12 protein-coding genes and 1 pseudogene are annotated in these 15,779 nt (G+C 69.7%); 6 read left to right on the plus strand and 7 right to left on the minus strand.

Features of this window, described 5'->3' with window-relative positions; genetic code table 11:
- The first annotated feature begins 155 nt into the window (after positions 1-155).
- Positions 156-605 carry a hypothetical protein gene (locus ACWGIS_RS02715; RefSeq protein WP_453360614.1) on the plus strand — a complete coding sequence of 150 codons (450 nt, stop codon included), beginning with the start codon at positions 156-158 and terminating at the stop codon, positions 603-605.
- A gap of 122 nt (positions 606-727) precedes the next feature.
- On the opposite strand, the pseudogene ACWGIS_RS02720 reads toward ACWGIS_RS02715, so the two are convergent.
- From ACWGIS_RS02720 to ACWGIS_RS02740, 5 genes and pseudogenes are all read right to left on the minus strand, one after another.
- Positions 728-981, minus strand: a pseudogene (locus tag ACWGIS_RS02720) (transposase); the annotation flags it as partial.
- Between the two features lie 203 nt (positions 982-1,184).
- On the minus strand, positions 1,185-1,508 hold the full coding sequence (locus ACWGIS_RS02725; RefSeq protein ID WP_453360615.1) for an STAS domain-containing protein: 324 nt from the start codon (positions 1,506-1,508) through the stop codon (positions 1,185-1,187).
- A gap of 841 nt (positions 1,509-2,349) precedes the next feature.
- Positions 2,350-3,309: a sigma-70 family RNA polymerase sigma factor gene (locus ACWGIS_RS02730; protein ID WP_453360616.1), complete on the minus strand. Its 960-nt coding sequence runs from the start codon at positions 3,307-3,309 to the stop codon at positions 2,350-2,352.
- Between the two features lie 18 nt (positions 3,310-3,327).
- The gene (locus ACWGIS_RS02735) at positions 3,328-4,563 is read right to left on the minus strand and encodes an NAD(P)/FAD-dependent oxidoreductase (RefSeq protein WP_453360617.1); all 1,236 of its coding nucleotides are present in this window, start codon (positions 4,561-4,563) and stop codon (positions 3,328-3,330) included.
- A gap of 191 nt (positions 4,564-4,754) precedes the next feature.
- Positions 4,755-6,200: an FG-GAP-like repeat-containing protein gene (locus tag ACWGIS_RS02740; RefSeq protein ID WP_453360618.1), complete on the minus strand. Its 1,446-nt coding sequence runs from the start codon at positions 6,198-6,200 to the stop codon at positions 4,755-4,757.
- Between the two features lie 820 nt (positions 6,201-7,020).
- Between ACWGIS_RS02740 and ACWGIS_RS02745 the strand changes: the two genes are divergently transcribed.
- Together ACWGIS_RS02745 and ACWGIS_RS02750 are read left to right on the plus strand one after the other, a co-directional pair.
- Positions 7,021-9,186, plus strand: a complete 2,166-nt coding sequence (locus ACWGIS_RS02745; protein ID WP_453360619.1) for a DUF3289 family protein — start codon at positions 7,021-7,023, stop codon at positions 9,184-9,186.
- 13 nt (positions 9,187-9,199) lie between these two features.
- Positions 9,200-9,772 carry a hypothetical protein gene (locus ACWGIS_RS02750; RefSeq protein WP_453360620.1) on the plus strand — a complete coding sequence of 191 codons (573 nt, stop codon included), beginning with the start codon at positions 9,200-9,202 and terminating at the stop codon, positions 9,770-9,772.
- A 21-nt stretch (positions 9,773-9,793) separates the two neighbouring features.
- On the opposite strand, the gene ACWGIS_RS02755 is transcribed toward ACWGIS_RS02750, so the two are convergent.
- A complete protein-coding gene (locus ACWGIS_RS02755) occupies positions 9,794-10,819 on the minus strand; it encodes a hypothetical protein (RefSeq protein WP_453360621.1) in 1,026 nt (341 codons plus the stop codon).
- Between the two features lie 640 nt (positions 10,820-11,459).
- Between ACWGIS_RS02755 and ACWGIS_RS02760 the strand changes: the two genes are divergently transcribed.
- Positions 11,460-12,008 (plus strand): putative immunity protein, encoded by a 549-nt coding sequence (locus ACWGIS_RS02760; protein WP_453360622.1) that lies wholly within the window; start codon positions 11,460-11,462, stop codon positions 12,006-12,008.
- Positions 12,009-12,497: 489 nt separating this feature from the next.
- On the opposite strand, the gene ACWGIS_RS02765 is transcribed toward ACWGIS_RS02760, so the two are convergent.
- Positions 12,498-12,881: an SH3 domain-containing protein gene (locus ACWGIS_RS02765; RefSeq protein WP_453360623.1), complete on the minus strand. Its 384-nt coding sequence runs from the start codon at positions 12,879-12,881 to the stop codon at positions 12,498-12,500.
- 908 nt (positions 12,882-13,789) lie between these two features.
- Between ACWGIS_RS02765 and ACWGIS_RS02770 the strand changes: the two genes are divergently transcribed.
- Both ACWGIS_RS02770 and ACWGIS_RS02775 read left to right on the plus strand, forming a co-directional pair.
- Positions 13,790-14,650: an NAD-dependent epimerase/dehydratase family protein gene (locus ACWGIS_RS02770; protein WP_453360624.1), complete on the plus strand. Its 861-nt coding sequence runs from the start codon at positions 13,790-13,792 to the stop codon at positions 14,648-14,650.
- Between the two features lie 181 nt (positions 14,651-14,831).
- Positions 14,832-15,701, plus strand: a complete 870-nt coding sequence (locus tag ACWGIS_RS02775; RefSeq protein WP_453360625.1) for a LysR family transcriptional regulator — start codon at positions 14,832-14,834, stop codon at positions 15,699-15,701.
- Positions 15,702-15,779 lie beyond the last annotated feature (78 nt).

A 15,779-nucleotide genomic window follows, 5' to 3' on the forward strand; every position in this document is an offset into this window, starting at 1 on the left:
GCCCGCTTCCGAGCGGCTCACGGGGCCGGCCGGTGTTGGCCGGTCCTAGGGCGCGTATGCAGTTGTGATCAATAGGTGGTCCGGGTGAGGTGCTCGAGCCAGATACGGTCCCCCTGAAGTCAGACATGAGGGGGATCGCTTTGGAGCGACGGAAGTTGATCGGGATCGGGGCGGGGCTGGCGGTCCTACCCGCCTGGTGGGCCCTGCGTCAGGTGGCGAACGGGGCCAAGGGGGACTGGCACACCGACACCACACCGCTGGAGCGGGCATTCCCGCTGCTGGGCCCGCTCACCGACGCCAAGTGGGTGAGCAGCCGGGACAACGATCGGGGCATACCGTCGCCGGAGCTAATGATCTCGGGTTTCGCCCGGCTGACGCCGGGGAAATTGGCCGAGCTGACGGCGGCCCACGCCTTCGTCTCCGAGGAACCGGCCGACGAGTTCTCCTCGTGGTTCGAGAAGCCGCTCAAGGGCGAGGGGCCGGAGAACCCTCAGTGGATCCGGTCGCACGAGCTCGACCGCGACGGCAGCGGCCACTCCATCAAACTGTGGTTCGACCGTCGCAGCGACACCGTCCGCTTCTGGGCACTCAACCCGTACGGCTAGGGCGCGTCGATTTTGGTCAATGGGCGGTCCGCGTGAGGTTCTTGAGCCAGATCATCGCGCGCGCAGGTGGAGGCCGGCGAGGTAGCTTTCTGGCGTCTTGTCATAGCGAGTGGCGATGCCTCGCCAAGGCCTACTCGGCCCTCCAAAACGGCCTCAAAGATCCCGGCGTCACGCCGCTGTCGGAAGCGGTTGTGGACGCGGTCGACCAGGCGCCGAACTTCGTCGGCATCTCCCGCCGCGGCGCGCCCGTCTTGAACCGCCAGGTCACACCCTCAAACTGCTGCCGCAGCCGCTCAAGATACCGGCCGTACTCACCGATCGGCAGGTACGGCTCGATGAACTGCCATTGCGGGGCGGTCAGTTGCACTCGCGTCACGCAAGACGGTCTATCGGACCGGAGCGTGCCACGAAGGCACATCCCGCAATCGAGCACGACCCGATACGCGCCCTGGTGGGGCGGCGGCTTGTAAGGGAATGAGTGCTCCGTCAGCGCTACGGCAAGCCGGTCCCGAGCCGGAACGTTCCAGCTTCCTGCGGCCAGTGGGCCCGACCGCGGCGGCGGCAACGGCCCCGCCGAGGCTACAGATTCAGTCTCTCGATCAGTCCCACCCGGTCGGCGGCGGCCAACGTCACGGCACTGGCATGGCTGAACGACACCTCGACGCCAGCCAGAGGGAGGGCTTGGCGAATACCCAGCAGGGTGTAGAGGCTTGCGGGGTCGCAGAACGTGATTCCGGACAGGTCGAGCACCAGCGCGCCCCCTTCGAAGCGGCCGGCAAGGACGGCCAGGCTTTCACGCAGCCCGGCAGCTGTGTCCACGTCGAGCTCCCCGGTGAGGTGCAACGTCAGCGGGGAGGACAGGGCTGCCTCGATGTCCGGCGTGATCGACAGGCGTGACGCCACACGCCTGCCACGGAATGTGCCGGCGGCGCGGTTGCCGCGGCCTCCGGGCCATGCCCTGGCTGTCTCGTCTCGTGGGGCGGGCTGGTCTGGCATCGCATTCTCCGGGATCGCGCGGACACGATGCCGACCAGGCTTCCCGGCGCTCCAGGAGGGAGCGCGGGCCCCCTCCACAGGTACATCTTTGCACAAGGTAAAGGTTGGCGTCCTTGCCGAGCGTGTCCCAGCAGACGATGCCAGCCGCGCTCACGGCGGTCGCGGAAGCGGTCCGTGAGCGCGGGCTCGAAGTCGGGCTGTGCGGGTAAGGATCCCGATCCTGATGGGACCTTCGAAAGGGGCCTCTCTGGTGCGCCTTGTCGCCACTCTCGCGGCAGCCACGGTCGCGCTCGCTGCTTCGACCCTGCCCGCTCACGCCGAGCGGCCCGCTGGCCGAAGCGGGCGGCACGCCTGCCCTGTCGCTCAAAGACGCGGTCAACGTGCTCCCCGCTGCGGGGAAGACGCAGACCGGCAATACCCGGAGCGCCATCACGCACGGGACGGACGCCGAAAAGGACAGCTGCAACACCCGTACGGAAGTGCTGCTGGCGGAGACGTTCACCGCTCCTGAGCAGGACGCGCGATGCGCGCTCACCCAAGGGCAGTGGTACAGCCCTTGCGGCGACGTCCACGTGGACGCCGCGGGCGGCTTGGACGTCGACCACATGGTGCCGCTCGCCCGAGGCCTGGGACTCGGGCGAGCGGCAGTGGTCGGCGAAGGAGCGCCAGGCCTACGCGAACGACCTCGGTGACGACCGCGTCCTGATCGCGGTCACCGCCCGCTCCGACCGGTGCAAGGCCGACCTCCTCACCATTGGGCGATGGGCGGGGTGTGTGGTTCGTGCTGTCGCCAGGTTTCGGCCAGGCGGACCAGGCGGGTGGGGGAGGCCACGCCGCGCACGGTTGCGATCCTGTCGTGGGCGAGGTCGAACGCCATGGTGCCTATGACGTGGTCGTCGCGGACGAAGAGGAGGGCTGGTGCGCGGTTGAGGAGCGTGTAGTGGATGGCGAGCGTGCCGCCGGCGAGGCGTCGTTTGGCGGGGGTGGGAGTGAGACCGGCTCGTGCGATGGCGGCGATGCGTTCAGGGGTGTCGTAGCGCAGCAGTGTTGTGACCGGGCCGGCGGCGTTGGAGTCGGCGATCGCGATCGCGTCGTCGGTGAGCAGCGCCACCAGCCGTTGCGTCTGTCCCGAGGTGGCGGCAGCGAGGAATTCCTCGACGATGCCGCGGGCGGATGCCGGATCGACGTCGGCGCCGCGGCGGCGCGCGGCGGTGATGCGGTGCCGGGCCCGGTGGAGGTGCTGCTGGCTTGCGGAGGTGGTGATGTCCAGGATCTCGGCGATCTCGCTGTGGCTGTAGGAGAACGCCTCGCGCAGGAGGTAGACGGCCCGCTCCACGGGGGAGAGTCGCTCCATGACGAGCAGCACGGCCAACGACACCGATTCACGCTGCTCGAACGTGTCGGCCGGGCCGAGCATCGGGTCGCCGTCGAGCAGTGGTTCGGGAAGCCATGCGCCGACGGCGCGTTCGCGGCGGGCCTGTGCCGAGCGGAGCCGGTCAAGGCACAGATTGGTGACGACCTTGGTCAGCCACGCTTCCGGTACCTTGATCCGCTGCCGGTCGGCGGCCTGCCAGTGCATGAACGCGTCCTGTACGGCGTCTTCGGCGTCCACGGCGGAGCCCAGCATTCGGTACGCCAGCGAGGCCAGCCGGTTGCGGCTGGCCTCGAACCGGCTGGCGTCGAAGCGATCAGTGGCGGTGCTGTCCACGCGCATCACCCTAAGGGCCTAGACACTCGTCTCTTCGGGGAACGCGAGGGTCTTGTCGGCTGGCGCATCCATTACGGCAGCCAGGGGGCGCCTGCGCCTGGGCAGGCCGAACGTCGGGTGCGAGGTGGTCCACAGCGACATCTGGAGGATGCCCGCCTTGATGCGTGCGGCCTTGCGGCCGCCCACAAAGCTGGGTTTCGCTCGCGCTTGGTCGTCGACCATCTGCACCATCGCGTCCCGCCGTCCGAGACTGATGTGGTTGCCCAGGTACTCAAGCCTGGTCTTCTTCGTCTCGCGGCCGGTCAGACGTGCCACGATCGCGGCCGTGGCCTGCATGCCGGTGTAGCCGGCCGACGCGCAGGACATCGGCAGCGCTCGGCCGTTGTCGCCGATGGCGTAGGCGCTGTCACCGGTGGCGTAGACGTTCGGGTGCGAGAGGGACCGCATGGTGCGATCCACCACGATCCGGCCGTTGTCGGTGACCTCCAGCCCGCCGACGGCGGCTATGGGGCTGACCGCGAATCCGGCCGTCCACACCGTCGCATCGGATGCCAGGGCGGTGCCGTCGGTGAACCGCACCCGCGCCGCTTCGACCGTCTCGGCTTCTCTGTGCTCCACGACCGTGATGCCCAGCCGGTCACAGGCGCGGCGCAGATGGCTGCGGGCTCCCGCGGACAGCTGGGCGCCCAGCTCTCCACGGGCGACCAGCGTCACCGACAACTCGGGCCGGGATTCGGCGATCTCCGTGGCGGTCTCGATACCGGTCAACCCGTCACCGACGACCAGCACCCTCCCGCCCTCGCCCCGTCCGCTCAGGCCGTCCAGACGCTCACGCAGGCGCAGTGCGCAGGGCCGGGCGGCGACATTGAAGGCGTGCTCGGCCACGCCCGGGACGCCGTGGGCGGCGCGGCTGCCGAGCGCGTAGACCAGCGTGTCGTAGCCGACCACGCCGTCGTTGCTGTCGCCGTCGGCGCTGTCGGAGCCGGATAGGGCGACGATCTGGCGCTCGGGATCGACGCCGGTGACACGACCCACGCGCAGCCCTATCCCCGTGCCCGCGAAAACGTCTGTGAGCTGCGGTGCTTTGATCTCGCGGCCGGCCGCGAGCTGGTGCAGCCGCAGCCGCTGCACGAAGTCCGGCTCGGCGTTGACCACAGTGATCCCGGTCTCCGCCGGGGACAGCCGCCGGGCCAGAGTTCCGGCCACGTAGGCCCCGGCATAGCCGGCGCCAAGGACGACGATGCGGTGCTTCATGAAGCGCTCCTGTCTGTTTCGGCTGCTTCCGGTGACTTGAGCGGAACAGCGCCTCGATTGCTGACAGGAACCGTGTGTGATCTGGATCACAGTGGGGCGGGGGTGTTCCCCCAGGGTGAGCACCCTGAGGGGCGCGCGATACCGAGACGGGCCGAGTAGGGGCAGCTGGCGGGCAACGCACAGTCGTGGAGTCAGCCGCTGATCGGTGCGCCGAACTCGGGGTACCAGTCCTCGCCGGTGGCGAGCCCGATGGTCTGCGCGCTGAAGCCAACCGCGCGGGTGTAGGTGATCCGCGCGCCGTCGCCGCGCAGCGTGGTGAGCGCGCCGTACCAGCCGTTCTCGCCGGGCGCGCCGACGGCCAGGTCGAGCCGCCCGTCGCGGTTGGTGTCGGCCAGCGCCAAGGCCTCGCCGAAGGAGTCACGGGACTCCGCGACGCCGGGCACCCCTGGGGTGTCCTGGTGGAAGGCGTACGAGCCGGTGCCGGTGAGGCCGTGCGCGGAGCCGGGGAGGACGGTGACGGAGCCGGTGAAACCGGCCAGGCCCACGCCCTCGTCGACGGCGCCGGTGGCCAGGTCGGCCCGTCCGTCCCGGTTGATGTCGGCGAGCTCCACGGACCAGCCGAAGCGGTCGCCCTCCTCGACGACCCCGGGCACCCCGGTTGTGTTCTGCGTGATCACGACCGCCCGTCGGCCGTCGACGCCCTGGGCAGAGCCTGGCAGCACGCTCACGCTGCCGCCGTCGTGGGCGCCGGGCACTTCCTCGCGTCCGTACGGCTGTCCGGACACGACATCGCCGTGGCCGTCGCCGTCCACGTCGCCGATGGCGAGAGCGAGCGCTGGGGGCAGGTCGCCCGCCGCGCGGCGATTGGCCGGGATGCCGGGGGAGAGGTAGAGCGCGCCGCCGGAGTCGTTGAGCGGGTTGGTGACGGCGGCCAGGTCGTCGGTGCCGTCGCCGTCGACGTCCCCGGCGGCGAGCGCGGTCACGCCGGTGCCGGTGGAGGGTATCGCCGACGCCTCGAAGTCGGCGTGCGCGAAGGCCATTTCGCCGGACTGGCCGGTGCTTCGATTGAGGTAGAGCCACAGGTGGGTACCGCTGCCCGTGCTCGCCGCGATGTCCGCATAACCGTCCCCGTCGAAGTCGCCGGCGGTGACCGCGGTGCCGAATCCGCTCTGCTCGATGCCCAGCGGCTGGCTCAGTGCCCCGCCCGCGCCGAGTCCCGTCGGGCTGCCCCACAGCACCGTGACGGTGCCCCAGTTCTCACCGCGCGCGGTGTCCTCGCCGGGGGAGCCGACCGCGAGGTCGGTGTAACCGTCCTTGTTGAAATCCCCGGCCGCGGTGGACGCTCCGAAGCGGTCGAACGCCTCGGCGACGCCCGGCACGCGTGGTGTGTTCTGGCTGACGGTCGTCGTCCGCGAGGACTTGATCCCGTCCGGCGAGCCGTAGGCGACGACGACCGCCCCGGCCGCGGTGTGACCGTCGATCGCCGCGCCGGGCGCGGAGACGGCGAGATCGCCGTAGCCGTCGCCGTTGAAGTCGGCGAAGGGCGCTGGTGTGCGGGCGTGGGCGGCTGGGGGCAGGAGGACGGAGGCCACGAGGGCGGCCGGCAGCGCGGCGCCGGCGACGAGGAGTCTTCGCATGCCACGGCAGACCCCTTCCCATGGCGGATGGTTGTACGGCGCCGGCTGGGTGCCGGACGCGCCGGGGCGTGAACCGCCCCCGCGCACGGCGTCCAGTGGCGCCCGGACGGCGTGAGCGGCGACGGCGTCGAACCTACGGCGGCACATCACACTTCGGTCGATGGACTGACGAGAAATCACTTCGAGCAGGGCTGGACCCTGCTGCTGAACGGTCCGGCCTGTCACCTGATTCGAAAGCAGGATCTGATTTCCAACCAGCAGGTGCTGAGGGTGGCGATCGGAAGTCGAAGTAGTCCCGTCTCGGAGGGCGGAGGCGACCGCTGTCCGCAGGCGGGCCGAGCTTGCGGGGGTCTCGTCGATCGCCTCGAAGATTCAGCCGAGCCGGCTGATGCCGCGGCCGGGTGTGGAGGCAGCCGCAAGGCACGTGGCCCGGTGCACGACCTCCGGGCGGAGTGTCCCGGTGTCTGGGTCGGTCAGTCTGCTGCCCGGGCGAGCCACAGGTTGGTGCGCCACCGCTCCACCCGGGTCACGCCGCCCGGGTGGGCAGCCCGATGCCGGTCGAGGCTCCCGACTGGGGCGGAGCGCCCATCTGAAGGAGGAACGCAGATCGTGGCCGCCTGGCGCGGGAGGCTCTGTCGTCACCGGCAAGCGGAACAGGGCTTACCAATCTCCCCAACGTTTCAATCTCGCCTCCACCACACCTTGGGAACCATCCCCACCTCTGCTAGCTTCCCCGTTTGATTCCCAACTGCCGTGACACAAAGGCAACTTCGTGACAACAGGCATGTCCTCAGGCATGGCTGCAGACATGGGAGGCCCCATGAACAGAAGCGCCGCCGTGCCCCTCGGCGCGGCCTTACTCCTTCTCCTCGGCACGGCCGTGCCCGTCGCCGCGGGAACCCCCGGCGACAGCGCGGCCACCGACGGAGCGACGCTCTACCACGACGACACGGTCGACGTCTCCTACCGCCAGGTCGCCCCCGGCGACGCGGCGTGGAGCCAGGTCCCGCCCGCCCTCCGCGGCAGTGCGACGGAGGGCTCGTACGTTGCTCGGCTGCAGCTCGAGAATGTGTCCGATCACCCCGTCTCCAGGTGGTCGCTGACCTTCGAGCTCTCCGACCGCATCACGGACACCTCCGCCGCGAAGCTCGCCGCCCCCCAGGACGCGCGCACGACGCTCCAGGGCGTCGGCCCCACGAACACTCTCCAGCCGGGCAGGACCGAGAGCGTCTGGTACCGCGCCGAGCCAGGCACCAAGGCCGATACCCCGACCTGGGCGTCTTTCGCCAAGCACGGCATCTCACCGACGGAGGACACCGACGGCGACCGCCTCCCCGACGACTTGGAGGTGCGCGCCAAGCTCGACCCCAAGTCCGAGGACAGCGACGGCGACGGCCTCTCCGACTTCGCCGAGCTCGGCTACCGTTTCAGCTCCCCGCTCAAGGCCGACACCGACGGCGACGGCATCAAGGACGGCGCCGAGGACCCCGACAAGGACGGCCTCACCGCCGCCCGCGAGCTCAAGCTCCGCACCACGCCCACCCGCGCCGACACCGACCAGGACGGCCTCGCGGACGCCCGCGAGCTGAAGCTCCGCACGAAGCCCACCAAGGCCGATACCGACGGCGACGGCGTCCAGGACGGCGAGGAGACGAGGCTCAACGCCTCCCCCCGCGCCAAGAACTCCTCCTTCGACGTGACCCGCCGCGCGGACGGCGGCGCCACCGTCGCCGAGGCCACGCTCAAGGGCCTGAGCGCCGGGCAAGTCGGCGGCTTCCAGGTCACCAGACTCCCTGCCAAGCAGCGGGAGTTCCCGAAGTCCACTCCGGGCTACCTTGGCAACGGCTTCCAGGTCTCCGCCCCCGCGGACGGCGCCGCACGGCTAACCTTCCGCCTCGACCCCGACCGTACGGAGGGCACCGCACCGGCCCTCTACCGCTACGACGAAAAGGCCCGCCACCTCGTCAAGCAGTCGGGCCAGCAGCGCAGCGGCAGCACGATCACCGCCACCGCCACGGCCGACGGCTCCGCCAAGTACGTCGTCCTCGACAGCCACGTCTTCGACAAGGCAGGCTCCAAGGCCCCTGGCAAGCGAATCCTCTCCGACGACCCCGGCGACGGCGGAGACCCGGGTGACCCGCCCCCGACCGACATGCTGATCCACCAGTCGTCCTTCCGCGAGGGCCACCGCAAGGCCCCCGACCCCCAGAACCCGCCCGTCCCGGCCGACCCGCGCGTCGCCGACGACCTCACCTTCAACGACTACGACTTCGACGAACTCACCGACCTCGGCTTGGAGTTCTGGGTCGCCCGCATCACGCCCGAGTCCTGGATGTGGGCCGAGTTCAACGACATCATGAACTTCGGCAAGCTCGGCGCCGACGCCGACTACGCCCAGTCCGTCGACGACCTCCGCAACGCCTTCCGCTACGGCCGCGGCGGCCAGGGCGCGGGCACGGTCACCGTCGACGACAACTTCGACCCCGGCCGCTACCTGTACAGCGGCTCCGGCACGGCCCTCTCCCGCGCCGTCGGCGCCTCACCGCAGGAGAAGGCGTACACCGACAAGGCGAGCCAGATCATCAAGCAGTCCCTCATCGACAACAAGGGCGGCACCGATCAGCTCAACGTCCAGGAGGACCTCACCAAGAACCTCCTCTTCCAGGAGTTCCTTCGACAGGACGTGAAGTACCCGGTCTACGACTTCTCGCTCTGGGACGCCAACCAGCGCGCCCTCTCCATCGCGATCCACCAGTTCCACGGCCACACGATCGCGCTGAAGGACTACAAGGTCGAGGGCAACTCCTTCTCCGGCAACCTCGTCTTCCACTCCTACGACCACTTCGGTCTCGACCCGGACGACGAGATCACGGAGTACGGCTTCATCGACTGGTTTACGCTCCAGCACTATGACCGGTTCGACGGGAAGTACCCCCCGCCGATCGCGCAGGCGGACATCTCGATCCCCATCAGCGGCACGTTCTGACGTCGCCGATCTGATGCCCCACAGGCGCTCGCCGGGCCGGGTCCTGGTCGTCACGCTGCTCGTCGTGACGGCCGGGTACCTGGCCTGGCGGGTCGCCGTCCTCGCGGGCCTGATGGCCCACTTCGGCAGCGGCTTCGACGAGCAGCGCTTCAACCGGCTGCAGCAGGAGTACGACCGCCGCGAGGAGGCCTTCGCCCGTGCCGACGCCCGGATGCGGAAGCTGATCGCCGAACACCCCCGCGCCGAACGCATCGACTGGAGCCGGTACCGGACCTGCGTCCGCGAGCCCGGCCGGCCCTCCGACACGTGCACGACGACGCCCCCGCGCGATCAGAAGGTGTACGACGCCCTCTGGGGCGTCAGCGTGATCCTCTACCAGTCCAAGGACGAGGGCCGCACGTTCTACCGCTTCTACCACGAGGACCCTCCGCGCTACACGATCATGCGCGCCCCCGAGGACACCGCGGAGGAGGCCGAGGAGTACGCGGACGCCCACGGCTTCCGCGCCACCCGCCCCCTCGGGCCCGGCTGGACGGTCCTCGGCCCGATCGACGACATCGGCCGCGAGGAGAAGCAGTTCCCGTAGGAGGGCTCGCGGAACGACGGGCTACGTCATCAACTCGATGTGCGGGTGCTCTGGCTCCGCCGGGCAGACGAACAGGTGCTGCCGGTAGCCGCTGCCTATCTGGACACCGGTCGCGTTGTAGCCGCGGTGGCCGGGGTACGGTCCAGCACCCGGGTGGGGGCGCGGAGACCAGCTGTTCCCGGCGTCGTCCCCATCCTCGAACGTGGCGACGGTCATCAGGACCTCCATGCCGGTGCCGCACTCGGAGCAGGACTGCGGGCTGGGGTCGGTGGAGTTCCAGGCGGGCCAGCCGCCGACCTTCCAGCCGGGTGCGTTGGACAACACACAGTCGTAGTAGGTGTCCGGGTCCATGTCTTCCCGTGCCGCCTGCGGCACACTCCACCGCTTGAGCTGCTCCCGCAGTTCTTCGCTCAGCTCCAGATGGTCGGGGTACTCCGTGATCTGCTCCGGTTCGAGCACGCACGGTTCCGGTAGATAGCCGTCGAACTGCAGTGCGGGCGGCTCGGGGGGCATCTCGAAGATGTCGGTGACGGCGGCTGCCGAGCGCCAAATCAGCAGGGTTTTGGGCATGATCGGATGATCGAAGGGGCACCACAGAACCTGCAGCAGGTCCTTGCCCTCCGGCGGGCTCAGATCTGGCACATCCCTTGCGTACAGCTGCGCGACGGGCAGCATCGCGATAGGGCCGTCGTACGCCTGGACCGCCGGCATCACCGGATACGTCCGAGGGGGTCGGATCCGCTCGAGAGTCTGCCGTTCCTCCGGAGTCAGGTCCCGGCCGTGCGAGGCGGCGAAGATCTGTCGTTCCAGCCGCAGATCCGCCGGGGACCGGGCTGGGTTGATGCCATCCACCACATGCGGTTCCTCGCAGTGCGGCCACGGCTCCTCAGCGGGCCACAGCAGCGGCCCGCCGATCGAGCTGTCGTGCCACGTCGGCGCCCCAGGGCGGGGGTGCAGGCGGGTCGCCGTGCGGGCCAGCGGAGCCAGTTGGGGAAAGACGGCGGCAACGTCGATCGGCCGTGGCGGGGTGACGGGAGTGACCTTCATGGCCGCAATCTTGCCAATCGCCTCTGACATCGGCCCTAGTGGTCGCCCCAGGAAGACGTACCACCTGGACAGCGATGACCTTGACGCGTCCCATTTCGTCCGGGCCCGCTGCCGGTCAGGAGATGGTCCCTCACGATCTCCACCGAGCAGGCCGTTGCCGAGCCCTTTGAAGTTGAGCATCTCGCCGATGGTGAGGTACGCAGACGGGCCTGGTGCCGTGCCACCGGGAGAGGGCGGCACCAGGGCCGACATACGGACAACCGTCCTCCCGGCCGCCACGTTCTACGCCGGGCACTTCGAACGTCAACAGCCGGGCGCCGACAGCCGACGCCTCGCGTTCGTCTCCTGTCCCGCCGTCGCGTAGCGGCTCGCGGGGCGCGTGATGCCCCAGCAGGGCTCTACTGCCGGGCCCCGCGACGACGAGCCCCGGATCGACTCCCAGGCCGCGTCGCTCCCAGTAACCGGCGACGGCGGTGCGCAGGACGGGGCTTACGGCGACGGACCCGTACGCGTTCTCGGTCGCCGCCGCAGCGTCCCGACCGTCTGACGGTCCGCGGCGCCGTTGCGACTTGCTGTTCCGGGGCGTGCGGGAGCTGCTCCAGCCGCTGTGCTGTCCAGCGCCTTGGCCGAGGATGGAGCCATGACAGGGGAATTGAGCGAGATCGCTCTGAGTAAGCAAGATCTTCGTGAGGTCACCGCGTTCGCTGCGGCGTGCGCGGAAGGGGCTCTCGAGGTATTCGAGGGCGATCAGCCGGACGACGCGCGGCCTCGGGAGGCTATCGGCGCCGCATGGGAGTTCGCTCGAGGCGGTGAGCGGGGGAAGGCTCTGCGCGACGGAGCATGGGCCGCACTCAAGGCAGCCAGGAGCGCGGACACTGCCGCTGCACGCGAGGCGGCCCGGGCAGCGATGTCTGCGGCAGGCGCCCCCTACCTGCATCCGCTGGCCCAGGCCACCCAGGTCAAGCACATCCTTGGAGCTGGCGCATACGCGGCCAGAGCCGCTGAACTCGTCGCTGACGACGATCGCAGCGTTGGTGCGAAGCACGTTGAGCAGACCCTGCATTGGGCGTCACCGGCCGTCGTTGACGTGCTCAAACGCTTCCCGGCAGCGCCGAGTGGCGGCGGACGGGTTGGTGAGTTGATCCGCATGCTGGATGCCGACCTTCGTTCACGCCCCCTCGCTCAGTGAGGCTGAACGCTCGCTGGCGCGGCGGTATGGCAGCTGAGCAACAGCCCGGAGAGGAACGCGCCGGCAACCGCTCTGGTCTTTTCTTCGGTCAGTTCTGGTTGCGCGGCCGCGACCTGCGCCTTCAACCTCTCGAGAGGACCAGGGGGGACTACTCGGTCGTCGCCAAGGTCCAGCTGTGGCGCACGGGGTTCGCGCTCTGGTGCGCCGCTCGCCACCCTGTGAGACATCCAGCGATGGGGGGGGCTGCAGTACTGGATCTGGCAAAGACCGTGCCACGGCGTGCAGCATAAGGTGGTCCGGGCCGGTGACGGCAGTGTCGTGCCTGCCAACCGTGCGGAGCACGGACTGGCTCACCATCGTCCGACTGCCCAGCCGTGCGTCGGAGGCCGGTCGGAGGCAGCGGACAGGCCGCCTACCGCCGGAGGTATATCCGGCCGCCCGGCGGCCTGTTGGAGGGCTTGGGAACGGTGTCCTCGGCGCGGGTCCCTGTCACTCGCAGGGATAGCTGGTGATGCGGACGGTGTACGCCGAGGAGACCCAGCGGTTGGTGCCCACCTGGCGGAAGCCGTTGGTGGTAGACGCCGACGCGAGGATCGTGGAGCCGTTGGCGTAGGACCCGACGACCGAGTAACTGGTGCCGGGACCGCTGCGGATAAGCAGCCCGCCGCTGGCGTTGACCCTGTAGTAGCACCGGGTGGCGAGCACACCGGCCGGCGCGAGCTCCACGGCCGCGCCCGTGGTGCGGGCGGGTGCGGCGGCCTGGGCCGTGAGCCCACCGCCGAGGAGGGCGGCGGCGGACAGGGCCGCCACGGCCGCCGTGCGGGCGGTGGAGCGACGCGGTGACATGGTGCGGCGTGCTGCTGTGACGGTCATGGAATCGATTCCCCTTGCGTAGTCGGTTCTGGGTGCCGAACACGTACGTTGGAGCAGGCCTGGGCCAACCGAGCGGTGTCACCGCTCAATGACACCGGAGCCGCGCACCGACGTTGGATCCGTCGACGCTGACCGACCGGTTGGACCAGCCGGCCGTGCCTTTGTGGCAGCTCGCCCCGTACTCGATCGAGAAGGTGGCGCCACCGGCGGCGGTAGCGGGTGCCGCCGCTAAGACCTTCCGGCAACCGACGCGGCTGCCGTCACGGCCATGCCGACCTTCCTCGTGCGGCTCTTCACCTTCGTTGTGTCCTTCAACGTCACCATGACAACCACTCCCAGGTTCCTCGAGTGCCCGATGCGTAAGTGCGGAGGCGACCGCCTCAGATCGGGCACTGAACGTTGGTGCCGTTGTTCGACAACACGACTCAAGCAGGCGTGGGCCTCACGCCGGAAAGTATTCGAGCCAGCTCGAATCCACCGCGACAACTGCCACCGGTGGGGTCGGTGTTGACCCTGCGTGTAGACGCCGACACAGTGTTCAAGGCGCGGTTGGCCCCTTCGGCCCGAGTCAGAGGCCAAGCGTGTTTGGCACTCACCGCCGCGTCGGGACGGCGCCCAGTGTTGGAAGGTCCTGGGCTACTCGCCCGCGCGTCACTCGCTGATCCGGACGTCGCCCTTCTCGCAAACCTGTTCGTCTGTGCCCGCTGGCCCCGGCCGTGCCCGCCCGCCTCTGCCGGTGGGCTGGACGGGAACGGCGCCTCGGTATTGGGGGCCCGGGCCGCTAAAGAAACCGTCTCTGATGCCCGACGGGTATCAGAGACGTCGAAAGAGGTCTTGGACGGGGATCCGCCCCGGGACGCAGGCTGGTCAGCGTAGTCAGCGGCCCCACGAAGACAGGAACCACGACCATGAAGATCTTCATTACCGGCGGATCCGGATATCTGGGCAAGGCCACGATCGCCACCCTCATCCGGCACGGGCACACAGTGGAGGCGCTGGCCCGCAACGAGCGGGCCGCCGAGGCCGTCGGCTCGCTCGGGGCGACGCCGGTACGCGGAGGGCTGGGAGATCTCGGCGTGCTGAACACGGCCGCGGCCCGCGCGGAGGCCGTCATCCACCTGGCGCAGGCCGGGACCGGCGATGAGGACCTCGCGGCCGCCACCGCCATGCAGGACGGCGTCGGCACCGGGGCGTACGTCCACACCGGCGGCACGTGGGTCTACGGCGACACCGACGGGGTAGCGGACGAGACCGCGCCCTGGAACCCGCCGGCCGTGGTCGCCTGGCGCAAGCCTGTGGAGGAGGCCGTCCTGCGGCGCGCACAGCAGGGTGGCAGGCCCGTCGTGGTGCAGCCCGGCCTGCTGTACGGGGGTGAGAACCGGCTGATCGACATCTTCTACAGCGCTCCGGGCGCGAAGGCGGGCGCGATTCCGTGCATCGGTGACGGCGCCAACCATTGGGCGCTGGTGCACGTCGACGACGTCGCGGAACTGTACGTCGCCGCGCTCAGGGCGAAGCCCGGTTCCGTGTACGTGGGCGTGGGCGGGGTGAACCCGACCGCCAAGGAGTGCTCGCTGGCCGTGGCACGGGCCGGACGTATCGACGGCAAGGTCGCCTCCATCACGCTGGAGGAGGCTCGCGCGCAGATGGGCCCGATCGCGGACGCCTTTGCCCTGGACCAGCGGTTCACCCCGGCGCGCGCCGGGGCCGAGCTGGGATGGGTGCCCGCGCACACCGACCCGCTGGCCGTCCTGGCCGACGGCGCGTGACGCGGCCGGGCAGAGGCGGTGCCGACGGCGGCGGTTCATGATGGTCGAGCAGTAGATTTATGACTAACCGTCTCGCTCGTCCCCCTTACCGGCCCGGGGCGATCGGAAAGTCGTCCCCGGACAGCGGGGCGCCGATGGGCCGTCGTCCTGGAGAGACGGAGAAAGTGAGCGGTGCGTCCGGGTGGAACTTGATCTGCGCAAGCTCCGGTACTTCGTGGCCGTGGCCGAGGAGCTCCACTTCGGACGCGCGGCGGAGCGTCTGCACATCGCGCAGCCGGTGCTGTCCCGGCAGATCCGGAGCCTGGAGGACGATCTGGGTGCGCAGCTCTTCGACCGTGACCGGCGCGGGACACTGCTCACCGCGGCCGGGAGGCAGCTCCTGGAGGACGCCGTCCCGCTGCTCGCCTCGGCGCAGGGTCTACTTCGGCGGGTGCAAGCGGCGGCGCAGGGTACGCCGACGCTGACTGTCGGCTTCATGCCCGGCATCACGGTCACCGCCGCCCTGGCCGCCTTCTCCGCTGTCCGTCCGGACGTCAACGTACGTCTGCTGCGCACCAGTTGGGTCGATCAGGTGACGGTGCTTCTGGACGGCAGGGCGGACATCGGCGTCGTACGACTGCCCATTGACCAGCACGACCTCCAGGTGCGGCCCTTGTTCAAGGAACCGCGGGTCGTCATCCTCCCGGCGGGCCACCGCTTGGCCGACCGTGCGTCTGTGACCATCGGCGACCTGGCTCGCGAGCATCTGCTCCAGGACCCCGACGCCGTACCCGAGTGGCGCACCGTGGCACTGGAGTTGCGTGACGGCAGACGTCCCGAGGTGCCCGTCATCCACCAGGTGGAGGAGAAGCTGGAGCTGGTGGCCTCCGGAACAGGTATCTGCGTCCTGCCCCTGTCCACCGCCAGCTTCTACACACGCCCCGATGTCATTGCCCTGCCGGTGGAGGACATCGGCCCCACCGAGGTTGCCTTGGCGTGGGTGGCGTCCCGCCGATCTCCTCTCATCCGTGACTTCGTCGAGGCGGCGAGCAGGCAAACGCCCTCCGAGTAGCGCTTCCAGAACGCGAGGGAGAGATGGGGCCTGGTGACTACCAGGTCCGCCACTGCCCCGGCCGCGCTCGTGCTCGCC

It is taken from the genome of Streptomyces sp. NPDC054842, assembly GCF_053611025.1.

Excerpts from the sequence above, each read along its gene's own strand:
- ACWGIS_RS02735 (WP_453360617.1), bottom strand. The coding sequence starts at position 4,563 with ATGAAGCACCGCATCGTCGTCCTTGGCGCCGGCTATGCCGGGGCCTAC.
- ACWGIS_RS02740 (WP_453360618.1), bottom strand. The coding sequence starts at position 6,200 with ATGCGAAGACTCCTCGTCGCCGGCGCCGCGCTGCCGGCCGCCCTCGTG.
- ACWGIS_RS02745 (WP_453360619.1), top strand. The coding sequence starts at position 7,021 with ATGAACAGAAGCGCCGCCGTGCCCCTCGGCGCGGCCTTACTCCTTCTC.
- ACWGIS_RS02750 (WP_453360620.1), top strand. The coding sequence starts at position 9,200 with ATGCCCCACAGGCGCTCGCCGGGCCGGGTCCTGGTCGTCACGCTGCTC.
- ACWGIS_RS02755 (WP_453360621.1), bottom strand. The coding sequence starts at position 10,819 with ATGAAGGTCACTCCCGTCACCCCGCCACGGCCGATCGACGTTGCCGCC.
- ACWGIS_RS02760 (WP_453360622.1), top strand. The coding sequence starts at position 11,460 with ATGACAGGGGAATTGAGCGAGATCGCTCTGAGTAAGCAAGATCTTCGT.
- ACWGIS_RS02765 (WP_453360623.1), bottom strand. The coding sequence starts at position 12,881 with ATGACCGTCACAGCAGCACGCCGCACCATGTCACCGCGTCGCTCCACC.
- ACWGIS_RS02770 (WP_453360624.1), top strand. The coding sequence starts at position 13,790 with ATGAAGATCTTCATTACCGGCGGATCCGGATATCTGGGCAAGGCCACG.